The organism is Glaciimonas sp. GG7 (genome assembly GCF_052976905.1).
This window is the reverse complement of the sequence record NZ_JBRIIQ010000003.1, coordinates 13430-28744: the sequence shown is the minus strand read 5'-3', so window position 1 is coordinate 28744 and position 15315 is coordinate 13430. Positions and strand designations below refer to the sequence as shown.

Annotated in this window: 16 protein-coding genes and 1 tRNA gene; 4 read left to right on the top strand and 13 right to left on the bottom strand. The window is 52.1% G+C overall.

Features of this window, described 5'->3' with window-relative positions:
• Positions 1 to 8: 8 nt before the first annotated feature.
• From clpP to ACVBEF_RS01845, 3 genes are all read right to left on the bottom strand, one after another.
• The gene (gene clpP / locus ACVBEF_RS01855; protein WP_322237855.1) at positions 9 to 635 is read right to left on the bottom strand and encodes an ATP-dependent Clp endopeptidase proteolytic subunit ClpP; all 627 of its coding nucleotides are present in this window, start codon (positions 633 to 635) and stop codon (positions 9 to 11) included.
• A gap of 76 nt (positions 636 to 711) precedes the next feature.
• Positions 712 to 2064, bottom strand: a complete 1353-nt coding sequence (tig, locus tag ACVBEF_RS01850; protein ID WP_447122242.1) for a trigger factor — start codon at positions 2062 to 2064, stop codon at positions 712 to 714.
• A 423-nt stretch (positions 2065 to 2487) separates the two neighbouring features.
• Positions 2488 to 2572: transfer RNA gene (locus ACVBEF_RS01845), tRNA-Leu, on the bottom strand.
• Positions 2573 to 2888: 316 nt separating this feature from the next.
• Between ACVBEF_RS01845 and hpnC the strand changes: the two genes are divergently transcribed.
• From hpnC to ACVBEF_RS01825, 4 genes are all read left to right on the top strand, one after another.
• Positions 2889 to 3719, top strand: coding sequence for a squalene synthase HpnC (gene hpnC / locus ACVBEF_RS01840; RefSeq protein WP_447122241.1), 831 nt, complete (start codon positions 2889 to 2891; stop codon positions 3717 to 3719).
• A 75-nt stretch (positions 3720 to 3794) separates the two neighbouring features.
• Positions 3795 to 4628, top strand: coding sequence for a presqualene diphosphate synthase HpnD (gene hpnD, locus ACVBEF_RS01835; protein WP_447122240.1), 834 nt, complete (start codon positions 3795 to 3797; stop codon positions 4626 to 4628).
• Positions 4621 to 5982: a hydroxysqualene dehydroxylase HpnE gene (gene hpnE / locus ACVBEF_RS01830; protein ID WP_447122239.1), complete on the top strand. Its 1362-nt coding sequence runs from the start codon at positions 4621 to 4623 to the stop codon at positions 5980 to 5982. Before hpnD ends, hpnE begins: the two co-directional genes overlap by 8 nt.
• A 137-nt stretch (positions 5983 to 6119) precedes the next feature.
• On the top strand, positions 6120 to 7256 hold the full coding sequence (locus ACVBEF_RS01825) for an alpha-hydroxy acid oxidase (RefSeq protein WP_447122238.1): 1137 nt from the start codon (positions 6120 to 6122) through the stop codon (positions 7254 to 7256).
• Positions 7257 to 7280: 24 nt separating this feature from the next.
• On the opposite strand, the gene ACVBEF_RS01820 is transcribed toward ACVBEF_RS01825, so the two are convergent.
• From ACVBEF_RS01820 to ACVBEF_RS01775, 10 genes are all read right to left on the bottom strand, one after another.
• Positions 7281 to 7601, bottom strand: a complete 321-nt coding sequence (locus ACVBEF_RS01820) for a cytochrome C oxidase subunit IV family protein (protein ID WP_447122237.1) — start codon at positions 7599 to 7601, stop codon at positions 7281 to 7283.
• 8 nt (positions 7602 to 7609) lie between these two features.
• On the bottom strand, positions 7610 to 8287 hold the full coding sequence (locus ACVBEF_RS01815; protein ID WP_447122301.1) for a heme-copper oxidase subunit III family protein: 678 nt from the start codon (positions 8285 to 8287) through the stop codon (positions 7610 to 7612).
• Positions 8288 to 8324: 37 nt separating this feature from the next.
• A complete protein-coding gene (locus ACVBEF_RS01810; RefSeq protein WP_447122236.1) occupies positions 8325 to 9008 on the bottom strand; it encodes a bb3-type cytochrome oxidase subunit III in 684 nt (227 codons plus the stop codon).
• A 1-nt stretch (position 9009) separates the two neighbouring features.
• A complete protein-coding gene (gene ctaD / locus ACVBEF_RS01805) occupies positions 9010 to 10764 on the bottom strand; it encodes a cytochrome c oxidase subunit I (RefSeq protein WP_447122235.1) in 1755 nt (584 codons plus the stop codon).
• 24 nt (positions 10765 to 10788) lie between these two features.
• The gene (locus tag ACVBEF_RS01800) at positions 10789 to 11928 is read right to left on the bottom strand and encodes a cytochrome c oxidase subunit II (protein ID WP_447122234.1); all 1140 of its coding nucleotides are present in this window, start codon (positions 11926 to 11928) and stop codon (positions 10789 to 10791) included.
• 126 nt (positions 11929 to 12054) lie between these two features.
• Positions 12055 to 12558, bottom strand: a complete 504-nt coding sequence (locus ACVBEF_RS01795) for a hypothetical protein (protein WP_447122233.1) — start codon at positions 12556 to 12558, stop codon at positions 12055 to 12057.
• Between the two features lie 281 nt (positions 12559 to 12839).
• Entirely contained in the window at positions 12840 to 13574 is a 735-nt protein-coding gene (locus ACVBEF_RS01790) for an ankyrin repeat domain-containing protein (protein WP_447122232.1), read from the bottom strand.
• Positions 13567 to 14361 carry a TatD family hydrolase gene (locus ACVBEF_RS01785; RefSeq protein ID WP_447122231.1) on the bottom strand — a complete coding sequence of 265 codons (795 nt, stop codon included), beginning with the start codon at positions 14359 to 14361 and terminating at the stop codon, positions 13567 to 13569. The genes ACVBEF_RS01790 and ACVBEF_RS01785 overlap by 8 nt, the downstream gene beginning before the upstream one ends.
• Positions 14362 to 14420: 59 nt before the next feature.
• Entirely contained in the window at positions 14421 to 14933 is a 513-nt protein-coding gene (locus ACVBEF_RS01780) for an N-acetyltransferase family protein (protein WP_447122230.1), read from the bottom strand.
• A 13-nt stretch (positions 14934 to 14946) separates the two neighbouring features.
• Positions 14947 to 15309, bottom strand: a complete 363-nt coding sequence (locus ACVBEF_RS01775; RefSeq protein ID WP_447122229.1) for a PilZ domain-containing protein — start codon at positions 15307 to 15309, stop codon at positions 14947 to 14949.
• Positions 15310 to 15315 lie beyond the last annotated feature (6 nt).

Sequence of the window (15315 nt, the reverse complement as noted above, 5' to 3'; positions counted from 1 at the left end):
CCCGGCTATCAGGCGCGCGTCGTAAGAACTTTATCAATTAAGCCATATTCAACAGCAGCATCTGATGACATAAAATTATCACGATCTGTATCTTTGCCAATCTGCTCGATAGTTCTGCCAGTTTTTTCCGCCAAAATACCATTCAGACGTTCACGCAAATACAAAATTTCCCGTGCTTGAATTTCGATATCAGAAGCTTGACCCTGCGCACCACCCAATGGCTGGTGAATCATAATTCGAGAATTCGGCAACGAAAATCGCTTACCTTTAGCACCAGCTGCCAGCAAAAATGCGCCCATAGATGCGGCCATCCCCGTGCAAAGCGTCGAAACGTCGGGTTTGATAAATTGCATCGTATCGAAAATCGCCATACCGGCCGAGACTGAGCCGCCTGGCGAATTGATATAAAGTGAAATATCCTTTTCCGGATTTTCACTTTCAAGGAACAGCAATTGCGCGACGATAAGATTTGCGGTCTGATCATTGACCGGTCCGACCAGAAAAATGACGCGCTCACGCAGCAGACGTGAGTAGATATCATAAGAACGCTCGCCGCGACCGCTTTGCTCAACCACGATAGGCACCATGCCGAGCATGTCAGTATCTAGCGCCGAATTACGATGAAAGCCTGTCATATTTTTCCTTATTGGAGCGTTATTTGATGCCTGCTCAGATATCGTGCCTGAGCAGGCCCCACAGCACTCGGCTTAATTACGCTTGTTGTCCGTTATTACCCATCAGCTCATCAAACGCGACCGATTTCTCAGTCACTTTCGATTTACTTAATACGTAGTTAACGACGTTTTCTTCCAAAACAAGTGCTTCGACTTCAGCCAGACGGCTACGATCGCTAAAATAATATTTCAGAACTTCTTTTGGATCTTCGTAACTTTGTGCGAAATCTTCAACTTGGGCCTTAACTTGCTCAGCACTTGCTTGCAATTTATTTTCTTTAACGACATCAGCCAAGATCAAACCCAAACGAACGCGACGTTCTGCTTGCGCTGCAAACAATTCCGGTGGGAATGGCATATTTTTGACATCCATACCGCGTTGCGACATGTCTTGACGGGTCATTTCGACCAGACGTTGTACGTCTTGATCAATCAATGCCTTTGGCACGTCTAGTTCACACACCTTGATCAACGCATCCATCACGCTATCTTTGTTCTTCGCTTTAACACGCGCACCAACTTCGCGCTCCAGATTGAGCTTGATGTCTGCGCGCATTTTTGTCAGATCACCGTCTTCCATGCCCAATGATTTAGCGAAATCAGCATCTACTTCTGGCAAGTGCGCCCATTCCAGTTTTTTCAGCGTGATAGTGAATTCTGCAGTTTTTCCTGCAACATCCTTACCGTGATAGTCCTCAGGAAACGACAATTCAAAAGTCTTAGCTTCACCCACTTTGAGACCGACGGTAGCGGCTTCAAACTCAGGCAACATTCGGCCTTCACCAAGCACGAACGCGTAATCATCAGCTTTACCGCCTGGAAATTCAACGCCGTCAATTTTGCCAACAAAATCGATAGTTACTCGATTTTCGTTTTGCGCGGCCAGGTCACTGCCACCGTCGCCGTGTTCGCCTTGCTCACCCTTGACGTGGTAATGCACGCGCTGTTTACGCAAGATATTGATCGTCTTATCGATTTCCGCATCACTGACTTCAGCCTTGGTCTTCTCAACTTCAACGCTGCTTAAATCACCGATTTTCACTTCAGGATAGACTTCGAAAGTTGCCTCGAAAGCAATAATGCCTTCAGGTACAACTTCGCTGGTCTTAGGTTCGATGTTTGGAAAGCCAGCAACGCGCAAATTATTTTCGCTCGTTGCTTCACTAAATGCGACACCAATTCTTTCGTTTAATACTTCGCTTTCAACTTGGTAACCGTGCTGTGCAGCGACCATTTTCATTGGCACTTTACCAGGACGGAAACCAGGTGCTTTAGCAGTACGTGCGCGTACTTTGAGGCGCTTTTCAACTTCGGCTTGCACTTCAACCATTGGAATAGAAATGGTGAGGCGGCGTTCAAGTTTGTTTAGAGTTTCGACTGCAGTTACCATGTGAATCGTCCAATTAAAAATTCTGTGTTTTATATGTGTGACCAGAAGGACTTAAATCACTGAGGCCGTTGATTCATCAACGGCTTCCATCATTTAAGCATCTAAATGTTGCCATTTAAACGCCGTCCCCGGCACGCTAAAGTCCGATATTCTATACGTAAAACAGTTGATTGCGCCAAAACCGCTCATGATGGCGCTACAATCCCGCGGCATTCCGAATAACCGCACTAATTTGCTACAGGAATTGGCATGGTTACTGGCGTCGACACTGCGGCAACGCTGCTTGCGGATTGCCATCAATTCATTTATCCGAATACGCCAAATAGATCGATGCGTTGCGGCTGGAGTCACAGACATCAATGAATACAGCGGACACAAAAAAGCCCTCTCAAGAGGGCTTTTTGATAGTACCTACTACTTGTATGGTGCGGATAGAGGGACTTGAACCCCCACGTCTTTCAACGCTAGAACCTAAATCTAGTGCGTCTACCAATTTCGCCATATCCGCTTCAAGAGGCAGCATTCTATCAAATAGCCAGTCATAAGGCTACTTAATTATCGTGCGACGGCGTATTTATATACGCAGGCATAACAGGGCAAATGACTCGGTATAAATTCATATCCTGAATACGCCGCCACCCCATCATTATTACACAGACAAATTGAGACTAATTTGTCTGTGTGAACTGGTTTTTCCTTTACTATTCGATGGCTGAAAAAAGCTAAAACTCCGCGCACTTGGACCACTGCATCTTCAAATACAAAACTTGCCGTCCCGCTTTAAGCTAAACATGCGTCAACATAACTACTTAGAATTATTTGTTATGCCAATAAATCATTACGAAAATTTCCCCGTAGCCTCATGGTTGCTACCGGTGCGCTTACGCCCGGCTGTGCAAGCAATTTATGCATTCGCCCGGACTGCCGACGATATTGCCGACGAAGGCGAAGCCAGCCCCGGCGAGCGACTAGCCGCGTTAAACGACTTTGATGCTGCCTTAGACCGAATTGAACAACAAAAACCTGCCGACATCGCTTTATTCCAGCCACTGCACACAATCATCGACGAGTACGCACTGCCGATAGCACCATTTCGCGCCCTGTTATCGGCCTTCAAACAAGATGTCGTCACTACCCGCTACGCCCGCTTTGAAGACTTGCGCGATTATTGCCAACGCTCAGCAAACCCGGTCGGTTGCCTGATGCTGCACTTATACGGCGCTGCGAATGCCGACAATATGCGCGATTCAGATGCCATCTGCTCCGCTTTGCAACTCATTAACTTCTGGCAAGACGTCGCCATTGACTGGCAAAAAGAACGTATTTATCTACCGTTAGAAGATTTGCAGCGCTTCGGCGTGACGCAGGCCCACATTGCCGCTGCCAATACCGATCATGCATGGCGTCATTTGATGCAGTTCGAAGTACAACGCACACGGGCAATGATGCAAGATGCAGCACCGCTCGCCCTGCGCCTGCCCGGGCGCATCGGCTGGGAGCTACGGCTCGTCATTCAAGGTGGCCTACGGATACTGGAACGCATAGAAATGGTCGGTTACGACGTTTTTCGCCATCGACCAACTTTAGGCAAGATCGACTGGCTGATCCTGGCATGGCGCGCAATACGGATGCGCCAAAGTACCAAGATGCGCTAACATCGCGTTCACCAAAATATGCGGCAACCAGCAATGCCGATTGCCCATCATACAAACTCACACACAAGATCCTCCATGTCTCCCGACGACTACTGCCAACAAAAAGCCGCCCAGAGCGGATCAAGTTTTTACTACAGCTTTCTGTTTTTACCCGCCGAACGACGCCGCGCCATCACAGCACTGTATGCCTTCTGTCGCGAAGTTGACGACACCGTCGATGATTGCACCGACGAGGCCGTAGCCCGAACCAAACTCGTCTGGTGGCGCAAAGAAATCGCCGCGATGATCGCTGGCAATCCCAGCCATCCGGTGACCAAGGCGCTACAACCCCATCTGCAAACGTATCAACTTGATGGTAAACATCTACAAGCCATCATCGACGGCATGGAAATGGATCTGAATCAGACCCGCTATCTGGACTATCCCGGCCTCAAACAATATTGCTGGCACGTCGCCAGCGTTGTTGGCATTTTGTCGGCCAGCATTTTCGGCGTGACTCAGCCGCAAACCCTGGAGTTTGCTGAAAAACTAGGCCTGGCCTTTCAGCTCACCAATATCATTCGCGACGTCGGCGAAGATGGTCGCAAAGGCCGGATTTACTTGCCCGTCAACGAACTCCAGCAATTCCACGTCACCGCCGCCGATATCCTCAATGCACGGCATAGCGATAACTTTGTAAAGCTGATGCGCTTTCAGGTTGCGCGTGCGCAGCAAATGTATGACGAAGCATTCGCCCTACTGCCCAAAGAAGACCGCCGCGCCCAGCGCCCGGGATTGATGATGGCGGCGATCTACCGGGCATTGCTGGACGAAATCGAACACGATGGCTTTCACGTCCTCAATCAACGCATTTCACTCACACCCATCCGCAAACTATGGCTGGCATGGAAGACCTATATTCGTGGCTGATCTGGCCAACCAGCGCAAGGTCGCCGTCATCGGTGCCGGTTGGGCCGGTTGCGCAGCAGCTGTCGCTCTGACTGGCAGCCACTATCAGGTCACGCTGTTCGAGGCCAGCCGTGTACTTGGGGGGCGCGCCAGAGGCGTGACTGTGCAGGCGGCAGAAGCAAACCAGGCCATCACCGTCGATAACGGCCAGCACATCCTACTAGGTGCCTACAAACAGACTTTGCAATTGATGCGCAAAGTCGGCGTCAATCCCGCCACCGCGTTGTTACGCCTGCCATTACAAATGTGCTATCCCGCCAGCAGCAGCGGCATGACCTTTTCGGCTCCCCGGCTGCCTGCGCCGTTGCATCTGTTAGCCGCTTTATGGCGTGCCCAAGGATTAAGCCGGGAAGACAAGCTCGCGCTGGCACGATTCAATTCAGCCGCCCGCTGGATGGGCTGGCAACTGCATGACGATTGCAGCGTCAGTACCTTGCTAGAACGTTTCGATCAGACCGAGCGCCTGATCAAATTGCTATGGGAACCGTTGTGTATCGCGGCCCTCAATACGCCGCCAGCACAAGCCTCGGCACAAGTTTTTCTGGCTGTCTTGCGCGATAGTCTGGGCGCACGCCGGGCCGCCTCTGACATGCTGTTACCGCGCGTAAATCTGAGCAGTTTATTGCCGGATAACGCCGCCGCATTTATTGCGCAGCACGGCGGCAGCGTGCGTCTCGGTTGCAACATCCGCCAATTGCAAGCCAACGACAAGCGCTGGCGACTCATGACCAATCATGCTGTTGAGGAGGGCGATTTCGATGCCGTCATCATCGCCACGCCGCCCGACATTGCGGCAAACTTACTGGCCGATTTAACCGACACCACGCTGCTGCAAAGCTTCACCTACGAGCCCATTACCACCTGTTATTTGCAATTCGCGCCCAGTGTTTCCCTGCCGCGTCCTTTTTTTGCGCTCATTGAAGACGCTACTAAAGGCGACTGGGGCCAATTTGTATTTGATCGCGGCCAACTTGATCCGACCCACGCAGGTCTGCTAGCCGTCGTCATCAGCGCCTCAGGCAACGCCATTGGCAACAGCCACGCAATATTGACTAACGCCATTGCCGCACAATTAGCCCGAGTATTCCAACGCCCCGAGCTGGCGCATCCGCTCTGGACCAAGATCATTTCCGAAAAACGCGCAACCTTTGCCTGCACGCCCGCCCTCACCCGCCCTGCAAACAATACTGGCATAGCAGGCGTATTTCTGGCTGGCGACTACACCATTGGCGACTATCCCGCGACGCTGGAGTCCGCAGTCCGCAGCGGCAATAAAGCAGCCAAAGAATTCATTGCCATGAAATTATCGAGCTAAAAATAAGCTGCGAAGTCCCAGTTGAAAACTCTTCACCTGAAACCCGCGTCATTCTCTCCCAACGAAGCCCCCTTTTGTCCTACGATGGCGGTTGCGCTAAATACAAGTAAATAACTTTAAACACTCACGGAGAAACCATGCCCGTCATCACCTGCGTCGAAGATCTGCGCGTACTCGCTCAGAAACGGGTCCCGAAAGCTTTTTACGACTACGCCGACAGCGGCTCATACACCGAAGGCACGTATCGCGCCAACAGCACCGATCTGGCCGCCTTAAAGTTACGCCAGCGCGTCGCCATTAACGTCGATCAGCGCACAACTGCTACGACCATGATTGGCGAAAAAGTGACCATGCCGGTCGCCATTGCCCCAACCGGACTCACCGGCATGCAATGGGCGAATGGTGAAATGCTGGGCGCGATTGCGGCTGAAAAATTCGGCATTCCGTTCACGCTCTCGACTATGAGCATTTGCTCGATCGAAGACGTCGCCAGCGTGACCACTAAGCCGTTCTGGTTTCAGCTCTACGTCATGCGTGATCGCGGTTTCGTCAAATCTCTGATCGAACGGGCCAAGGCAGCAAAATGTTCCGCGCTAGTCCTCACGCTCGATTTACAGATTCTCGGGCAGCGCCACAAAGATATTAAAAACGGCATGTCAGTCCCGCCAAAACTCACCCTCGCCAACATCATCGATCTGGCCAGCAAACCAGCGTGGGCCTTGCGCGCACTGGGTGGACGCAAAACTTTCGGCAATCTGGCCGGTCACGTTAAAGGTGGCGAGGGCATTATGACCCTCAGCAAATGGACTGCCAGCCAATTCGATCCAACCCTGTCCTGGGACGATATCGCCTGGATCAAACAGCAATGGGGCGGCAAACTGATCCTCAAAGGCATTCTCGACGTTGAAGACGCCAAAATCGCCGCCGCCAGCGGGGCCGACGCCATCGTCGTCAGCAATCACGGTGGTCGTCAACTTGATGGCGCGGTGTCCTCGATTTCTGCTTTGCCAGCCATCGTTGAAGCAGTCGGCGATCAGATAGAAGTCTGGTTTGACGGCGGTATCCGTAGCGGTCAAGACGTATTAAAAGCCGTCGCGCTAGGCGCCAAAGGCACGATGATCGGTCGCGCTTTTCTCTACAGTTTGGGCGCGATGGGCGAAGCGGGCGTCACCAAAATGCTGCAAATCATGCAGCAGGAGCTAGATGTGAGCATGGCGTTGACCGGGACCAAAGATATCAAGGATGTCGGGCCGCAAATTCTGATGCCCAATTAAGAAACGAAACCGCTGAGCCCCCGCTCAGCGGAAAAATAATAAGCACGTCACAAAGGTGTAATGCGCCTCCGTCGCCATCAACACCACCAGCACCAGCAAGCACAGCGGCGGCACCAGAATCGCATACACCAGCGCCAGACGTTCCCACGCCATGTGCATAAAAAAAGCCACAATCAGCCCGGCCTTGAGCAGCATCAACAACACAATCAAGGTCCAGCGCAGATAGCCGTGAAACTGCAAATAATCAACCATGTAAGACAGCGTGCTAAGCACAAACAACAAGCCCCATATTTTGAGATAGAGACTAGTCGGATGTTGCTCACCGGTGGAATGCGGAGTATCCATCATCGCCCTCACCAAAGATAAAACAGCGCAAAAATAAACACCCAGACCAAATCCACAAAGTGCCAATACAAGCCCGCAATTTCAACAATCTGATAATTCTCGCTACGTTCATAGCGCCCCAGTAATACCCGCACCGCCACCGTCACCAGATAAATCACACCGATCGACACATGCAGGCCATGAAAGCCGGTGATCATAAAAAAAGCCGCACCGAACTGCGGAGCGCCCACGGCATTGCCCCATGGACGCACGCCCTCATTGACGATCAGATTGGTCCATTCAAACGCCTGCATGCTCACGAATGCCACGCCAAACCCGGCGGTAATCAACATCAAGACGGCAGCCCGTACTCGCTCACGGCGATACGCAAAATTCACCGCCATCGCCATCGTCCCGCTGCTACTAATGAGCACAAACGTCATGATCGCTATTAGCAGCAACGGCACTGTGACCCCGCCGATATGCAGCGCAAACATCACGCTCGGGTCCGGCCAGCGTGCGGTGCCAGACATCCGAACCGTCATGTAGCCGACCAGAAAACAGCTAAAAATAAACGTGTCCGAGAGCAGGAAAATCCACATCATCGCCTTGCCCCAGGACACCTGAAAAGCCGCACGATCAGCCGACCAGTCGTTCGCCAACTGACGCCAGCGAGCGGGCGGGACGACCTCACTATTTTCTGGCATGAGTGGATTCACCGGCACGTCCATACCGCCTCCTTTTTTAGCGTGCGCCGCAAATAAAACGCACCACTTCCGGTGTCAGCCAGCCCAACGCGGCAAACAGCGCAATCCATACCAATAGCAAAAAATCCCAATAACGTGCGCACAGCGCGATGCGCCAGCGCACATCCGGCATATCTGCATCCCCCACGGCATGCAACCACGCATAGCGCGCCGTCCGTCCCCAACCAACGATGCCGCCAACAACGTGCATCCCATGCATCGCCGTCAGTAAATAGAAAAAACTCGCAGCCGGATTGCCAGCCGCTGTCACGTGCATCATGTGCAGTGCCTGCCAGCCCCATAATTGGGATCCCAAAAACAACCCGCCACAAGTGCCGCCAGCGATCAATAGATAGCGCGCCAGCGTTAATCGCGGTATTGCTATCCATCTCCTTAGTTGCAGCGACCCCATCAATGAGATGAATCGTCCCGGCTTATCCGCCACATGCAACATCACACTGATAGCGATCAATAACCCGGTACTGATCCAAAGCTGCCACGGCATGACAATCGCAGACCAATCGCCAGCGTTCATCCGCATCACATACGCGGCAATAAACAACGAAAACAGCATCGTCGCCACGCCGATAAACAGCCATACCGCAACACTCATCGTAGCCGCACGGATATCAACCGGACGACGCCTTGGATCCTCTACTTTTATCGTCATGGCGGTGGTCATGTCAGTACTCCCTCGCTCCCACACTCACGCCCGGGCCCGTCGCCGCAATGATCGGCGGCGCATTCTGAGCAATAAAATCCTCCTGCGCGCCGGGGATGCTGTACGCGTAAGGACCGCGATACACCACCGGCACATGCGCGCCCCAATTGCCATGCCCGGGCGGTGTCGTCGGGGTCTGCCATTCGAGCGAGGCGGCACGCCACGGATTGGCGTCGGCACGCTTGCCGCGAAACGTGCTCCAGATCAAATTGAAGATAAACAAAATTTGGCCGGTCGCAACGATTAACGCCACCACAGTGATGAAAGCATTCAGGGACTGGACCGAGGATGGAATGAATTGATAGCCCTCGAACGCGTAATAACGACGCGGCATCCCGAGTATCCCCAGGTAATGCATCGGAAAAAAAATCGCGTAAGTCCCCACAAAAGTCATCCAAAAATGTACCTTGCCCAGACTATCGTTCAACATCCGTCCGCTAACCTTAGGAAACCAGTGATAAATCCCACCAAAAATCACCAGCAGCGGCGACACGCCCATGACCATATGAAAGTGTGCGACGACGAAATATGTGTTCGACAAAGGGATATCGACACTGACATTTCCCAAAAATAATCCGGTCAGCCCGCCCATCAGAAAAGTGCTGATAAACCCCAGCGCGAACAACATCGGCACCGACATATGAATATCGCCGTCCCACAAGGTCAGCAGCCAGTTGTAGACCTTGATGGCGGTCGGGATCGCAATGATCAGCGTAGTCGTCGCGAAGAAAAAGCCGAAATACGGATTCATGCCGCTGACGAACATGTGATGCGCCCAGACCAGTACGCTGAGAACGCCGATGGCAAGAATCGCCCAGACCATCGTGCGGTAGCCGAAAATACATTTGCGCGCATGCACGCTAATGAGATCGGACACAATCCCGAACGCCGGTAAGGCTACGATGTAGACCTCGGGATGACCGAAAAACCAGAATAAATGCTGGAACAGCAGCGGGCTACCGCCGTTATATCCGCTGGCTTTTCCCATCGATAGCAACGCAGGCATGAAAAAACTGGTTCCCAAGGTGCGATCGAGCAACATCATGATCCCGCTGACAAACAAGGCAGGAAAAGCCAGCAGCGCCAAAATGGTCGCGACAAAAATTCCCCACACCGTCAACGGCATACGCATCAGCGTCATACCCTCGGTACGCGCTTGCAGCACGGTCGTCACATAATTCAGACCACCCATCGTTGCCGCCGCAATAAAGATCAAGAGCGATACCAGCATCAAAATGATGCCCCACTCATAGCCCGGCGTACCCGGCAAAATCGCTTGCGGCGGATACAGCGTCCAGCCAGCGCCGGTCGGCCCACCCGGTACAAAGAAGCTGCTCATGAGCACAATGACGGACAAAAAATACGTCCAGAAGCTCAGCATATTCAGATACGGAAATACCATATCGCGCGCGCCCACCATGAGCGGAATCAAATAATTACCAAACCCGCCCAGCAGCAACGCGGTCAACAAATAAATCACCATAATCATGCCGTGCATGGTCATGAACTGGTAATAATGCGTCGCATCAATGCCCGCGAAGCGGCCCGGAAAACCGAGCTGCAAACGCATCAGATTCGACAGCACCAGACCGACCAGGCCAGCGATGATCGCCACGCAGGAATACTGCACGGCGATCACTTTGTGATCCTGGCTCCAGATATATTTCAGAAAGAAACTTTGCGGTGCATGCAGAGTGCTGTCATCGGTGCTGGTCATGGCCGTCCCCGGAATTTTTATAGATTACTTACTGGCGTCCTTGGGCGCTGGCACCGCGCCGTAAGATTTGATGTACGCCACCAGTGCCGTCAACTCGTCCTCCGTCAAGGGAATCTTCGGCATGATCGGCGTATACCCCTTGACCGCGTGCAGCGTTGGATGGCGAATAAACTCCTTCAGATAAGCCTCATTGACCAGCGCAGTACTGCCGTTTTCCATGGTCTCCGTCTTGCCAAACAAGCCCTTCCAGGTCGGCCCGACCAAGGCGTTACCGTCCACCGTGTGGCAAGAAACGCAGGCTCGGGATGTCGCCAACGCCCGGCCTTGCGCAATCAGCGTATCGGGCGTCGTCCCCAATGAAGACGGTTGCGGCAGCAACATCGACACGGCGAAAGTCGGCTGCGCTTTTAGCCATTGTTTGAAGTCAGCCAACTCCTCCACCACCACATAGGCGCGCATGTTGGCGTGACCCACGCCGCAGAGTTGCGCGCATAAAGCCTCATAGCGTCCGACCTTATTCGGCGTGAACCAGAACGATGTGACCATGCCCGGCACCATATTCATCCGGGCGCGAAAAGGCGGCACAAAAAAATCGTGCAATACATCTTGCGAACGCAGCAGCATCTCTACCGGCATGTTGACCGGCAAATGCAGCTCATTACTATTAATAAGAATATTGTCCTGACCGGCCGCATCAGCAGGATCGATGCCAAAAGGATTGGCAGCGCTGACCAAGTCGATGCTGCTGCGTCCCAGTTTGCCGCTGGCGCCCGAAAAGCGAAACCGCCATTGCCATTGCTGACCCAGCACTTCCACGCGCATCGCGTTAGACGGCACGTTGACGTAATCCGCATACACCAGCAACCCCGGTGCCAGGAGCGCTACGATGCCAAGTGTGGTCACGCCGGTCAGCCACCATTCCAGTTTTTTATGCTCTGGTTGATATCCGGCGCGACGGCCTTTGCGATGACCAAAGCGCAGTAACGTGTAGACCAAGAAAAGAGTGAGAAAGACGAAGATAAAACCGGTGATGGCCAACGTAATCGTCAGGGTGACATCCATCTGATGCCAGTTTGAAGCCAGCGGCGTGGCCCACCACGGACTATAGAGATGAAACAGCACCGCTATGTCGACCAGCACGATGAGTACGACGGCCATAGCCATATTGATCCTCTTGAGTCCGTATTAGTGACCAATTAGTGACCAAGATCAACCAAGCCATGGAAGCGAAGAAACATACAAAGACTCCCACAGCGTTTTACCGCCTGTCAGCCGAACTGTCGGGGCGCACTATTTCAGCGCATCATGTCGCTCAAGCGTCCAATACATCCCAGCCGTAACCAAACCAAAAATCAGATGCGCAATCAACGCCGCCCAGCCGCGTATCTCGGCAAACCAGGGGAAAAACCGGGCCATGCCATAAAAATTAAATGCGTATAGAACCAGCCCGAATACTGCACCGGTGAGCATGATCATGCCTATGCTTGAGTCGAAGTGAAATGGCGCAATGATGGCGCATAAAATAAGGCCGAAAACAATACCCAACACATAGTGCGTAATCAAAGCAGTAGCTACGATGCCGACGCTGAAATCCATCGTTTGCAAGGCATCCCGCCCCATCACGATGGCTGAAATCAGATGCGACATTGCCCATGGATTGGTCGCTGCAAATACTGACGACCAGACCAGCTCCAACACCATCAGAGCTGCCCCGCCGACGAACCCTGACACCGCCGCCGCAGCCCAATCGGGCCTGCGCGATGCAAAATGATGGGTATGCATGTGAAGTTCCATAGCGACCTCCCAAAGAAAGCGACGTATTTGGAAATACTAAGCAGCGCAATTTTCATTCCAGAAGGCTGCTCAATTTAGTCTAGTACAAATTAAACAAGGTGCAAAAAGACCTTTGCTACATTGCACACATCGCTGCTATTTGTCATACATTCCAGCGCGTATGGGGTTCATGTGTGTTGAGTTATATTAATAATAAATCAATTATCATAATGGCATCAATATTTATTCAATAATATACAAATGTAATTTTTTACGCTTGCATGGACAATATAAACAGCGCCCTATCTCAGCTCTGCTTGTTTCAAGCGATGCGTGAGCCCATCAACAATATCCTGATGCTCAAATTGTTTCGCAAAATCAATCGCAGTCATTCCAACATCGTTCTTCAGCGTCACGTCGGCGCCTTCATCCAGCAGTAATTTAACCGTCAGAATTTTGCCAGCGCGCGCCGCCATCATGATCGGCGTAGTCTGATTCGGTGAACCGGCATCGATGTAGGCCGATGCATCGAGCAACAGTTGCACAATCTCATTATTGCCCACCGCCGCCGCGTAATGCAACGCGGTCCATCCGGTCGTATTCGGCCCAGCCTCTTTATCGAGCAAGGCTTTTACGGCCACAACATTATTCTTATACGCAGCGATCATTAAAGCCGTATCGCCATTTCGAGCGCGGGCATTGAGATCAACTCCCGGCGTATTGATCAATACATTGAACGATTGCATTGCGTCTTCACGCAGCGCTGCAATGAGGCCGGTATCGCCACGCTTGCTCTCCACCATATTCGGGTCCATCCCGGCGGCGAGTAACTTAGGCAGACTTCGATAATCATCTAGCTGAACCAATCTGAAGAATGTCTCTGAGGGTGTGAGATCAGCGGCTGATGCGGTTAATGGCAAGACCAGCGGAAAAATCGCCAGCATCCCGGTCAACATCAGTGCAGCGATTGCGGATAAAAAAAACCGGCGATGGTGCGTCACCATCGCCGGTTGTTTTGATTGTGCAACATTAATCATGCGTCACCTCTCGTATCAGTTTAAATAAGTTAAAAAAATTGTCCGTCGTCTGTTGCGCAATCTGCGCCACCGGTACGCCTTTGAGATTGGCGAGATATTCGGCCACATGGACCACAAAACCAGGCTCATTCATTTTGCCCCGATGCGGTACCGGTGCCAGGTAGGGAGAGTCGGTTTCGATCAATATCTGCGCCAGCGGGACCGCTAATGCAACGGCTTGCAAATCCTTTGCACTCTTAAAAGTAACGATGCCGGAAAATGAAATATAAAAACCCATTTCAATAGCCGCCTCAGCCACTGCCAATGATTCAGTAAAGCAATGCATCACGCCGCCAGCACCGCCAGCGTTAGTGCCAGCACCCTCTTCTTGCATGATCCTGATCGTGTCTTCCGATGCTGCGCGGGTATGAATAATTAATGGCTTTCCGGTCGCACGCGAGGCGCGGATATGACGACGAAAACGTTCACGCTGCCATTCCAGATCACCGGTCAGGCGAAAGTAATCCAGCCCGGTTTCGCCGATGGCGATAATTTTTGGATGATCGGACAGACGAATCAACTCATCCACCGACGGCTCCGGCGTGTCTTGATAGTCCGGATGGACGCCAACCGAGGCGTAGATGTGCGGATAGGTTTTTGCGAGTGCCAACACTTGCGGAAAATCGGGCAAATCGACCGACACGCACAGCGCGTGAGTCACCTGGTTTTCCGCCATTTTGGCCAACACTTCCGGCATTCTGGCGGCCAGTTCAGGAAAATTGATGTGGCAGTGAGAGTCGATGTACATGGTCGAAATCGATATAAAAAATAGTGAATGAGCTTAAGAAATAAGTTTAAGAAATAAGCTTAAAAAACGCGTTTGCCTAAAATCACCAGATCACGCTCAATACCATCCAGCGTTGCCACCCGCGGCATGTTGGCCCAACGCTCAAAGCCGAAGACCTCAAACAATTTCAGACTCGGTTCATTGTGACCAAACACAAACCCCAGCAAAGTGTGCACGCTGACATGCGGCGCATAAGCAATTGCCTGCTCCATCAAGTAACGGCCTATCCCTTTGCCGCGTGCGGCTTCGTGGATGTAGATCGAAATTTCCGCAGTACCGGCATAAGCCGGGCGACCGTAAAAATCCGAGTACGAAAGCCATCCGATGATGCCTGGAGCAGTACTGTCATCAGGCTGTTCAACCACCCATAGTGGACGTAACGTCGGATTATGGTGATCAAACCAGGCTTGACGCGAGGCAACCGATACCGGCTCGGTATCAGCGGTGACTTCACGGGATGCAATGGTGCTGTTATAGATGGCAACGATCGCTTCCAAATCTTGTTGGGTTGCCAGCCTGTGATGATATTTCATGTGTATTCGATGCTTATAAAGTGTGAGTGGGACGACTTGAACCTAGTGCTGCACCCAAAATTTCTTCTATGCGCAGACGCAAACGGTTACCGCTGTCATCGTTAGGAAAATGTACGCCTATGCCTTGGGCGCGATTATTATTCGCCCCAGCCGGGCTAATCCAGGCGACCCTGCCGGCAATCGGATATTTGGCAGAGTCCTCCATAAGACTGAGGATCAAATACACCTCATCTCCCATCGCATAGGCCTTAGTGGTTGGTACGAAAATACCACCGTGGGTTAAGAAGGGCATATAAGCCGCATACAAAGCCGATTTTTCCTTGATGGCCAAAGACAAGACTGTTGGCCGTGCTAATTTGACGCCAGTTTCAACCATGCATAT

Bases quoted from the DNA above. Each gene is read 5' to 3' on its own strand.
- ACVBEF_RS01810 (WP_447122236.1), bottom strand. From the start codon at position 9,008: ATGACCACCGCCATGACGATAAAAGTAGAGGATCCAAGGCGTCGTCCG.
- hpnD (WP_447122240.1), top strand. From the start codon at position 3,795: ATGTCTCCCGACGACTACTGCCAACAAAAAGCCGCCCAGAGCGGATCA.
- ACVBEF_RS01795 (WP_447122233.1), bottom strand. From the start codon at position 12,558: ATGGAACTTCACATGCATACCCATCATTTTGCATCGCGCAGGCCCGAT.
- ACVBEF_RS01785 (WP_447122231.1), bottom strand. From the start codon at position 14,361: ATGTACATCGACTCTCACTGCCACATCAATTTTCCTGAACTGGCCGCC.
- ctaD (WP_447122235.1), bottom strand. From the start codon at position 10,764: ATGACCAGCACCGATGACAGCACTCTGCATGCACCGCAAAGTTTCTTT.
- hpnC (WP_447122241.1), top strand. From the start codon at position 2,889: ATGCCAATAAATCATTACGAAAATTTCCCCGTAGCCTCATGGTTGCTA.
- ACVBEF_RS01820 (WP_447122237.1), bottom strand. From the start codon at position 7,601: ATGGATACTCCGCATTCCACCGGTGAGCAACATCCGACTAGTCTCTAT.
- tig (WP_447122242.1), bottom strand. From the start codon at position 2,064: ATGGTAACTGCAGTCGAAACTCTAAACAAACTTGAACGCCGCCTCACC.
- ACVBEF_RS01780 (WP_447122230.1), bottom strand. From the start codon at position 14,933: ATGAAATATCATCACAGGCTGGCAACCCAACAAGATTTGGAAGCGATC.
- ACVBEF_RS01825 (WP_447122238.1), top strand. From the start codon at position 6,120: ATGCCCGTCATCACCTGCGTCGAAGATCTGCGCGTACTCGCTCAGAAA.
- ACVBEF_RS01815 (WP_447122301.1), bottom strand. From the start codon at position 8,287: ATGCCAGAAAATAGTGAGGTCGTCCCGCCCGCTCGCTGGCGTCAGTTG.
- ACVBEF_RS01790 (WP_447122232.1), bottom strand. From the start codon at position 13,574: ATGATTAATGTTGCACAATCAAAACAACCGGCGATGGTGACGCACCAT.
- clpP (WP_322237855.1), bottom strand. From the start codon at position 635: ATGACAGGCTTTCATCGTAATTCGGCGCTAGATACTGACATGCTCGGC.
- ACVBEF_RS01775 (WP_447122229.1), bottom strand. From the start codon at position 15,309: ATGGTTGAAACTGGCGTCAAATTAGCACGGCCAACAGTCTTGTCTTTG.
- ACVBEF_RS01800 (WP_447122234.1), bottom strand. From the start codon at position 11,928: ATGGCTATGGCCGTCGTACTCATCGTGCTGGTCGACATAGCGGTGCTG.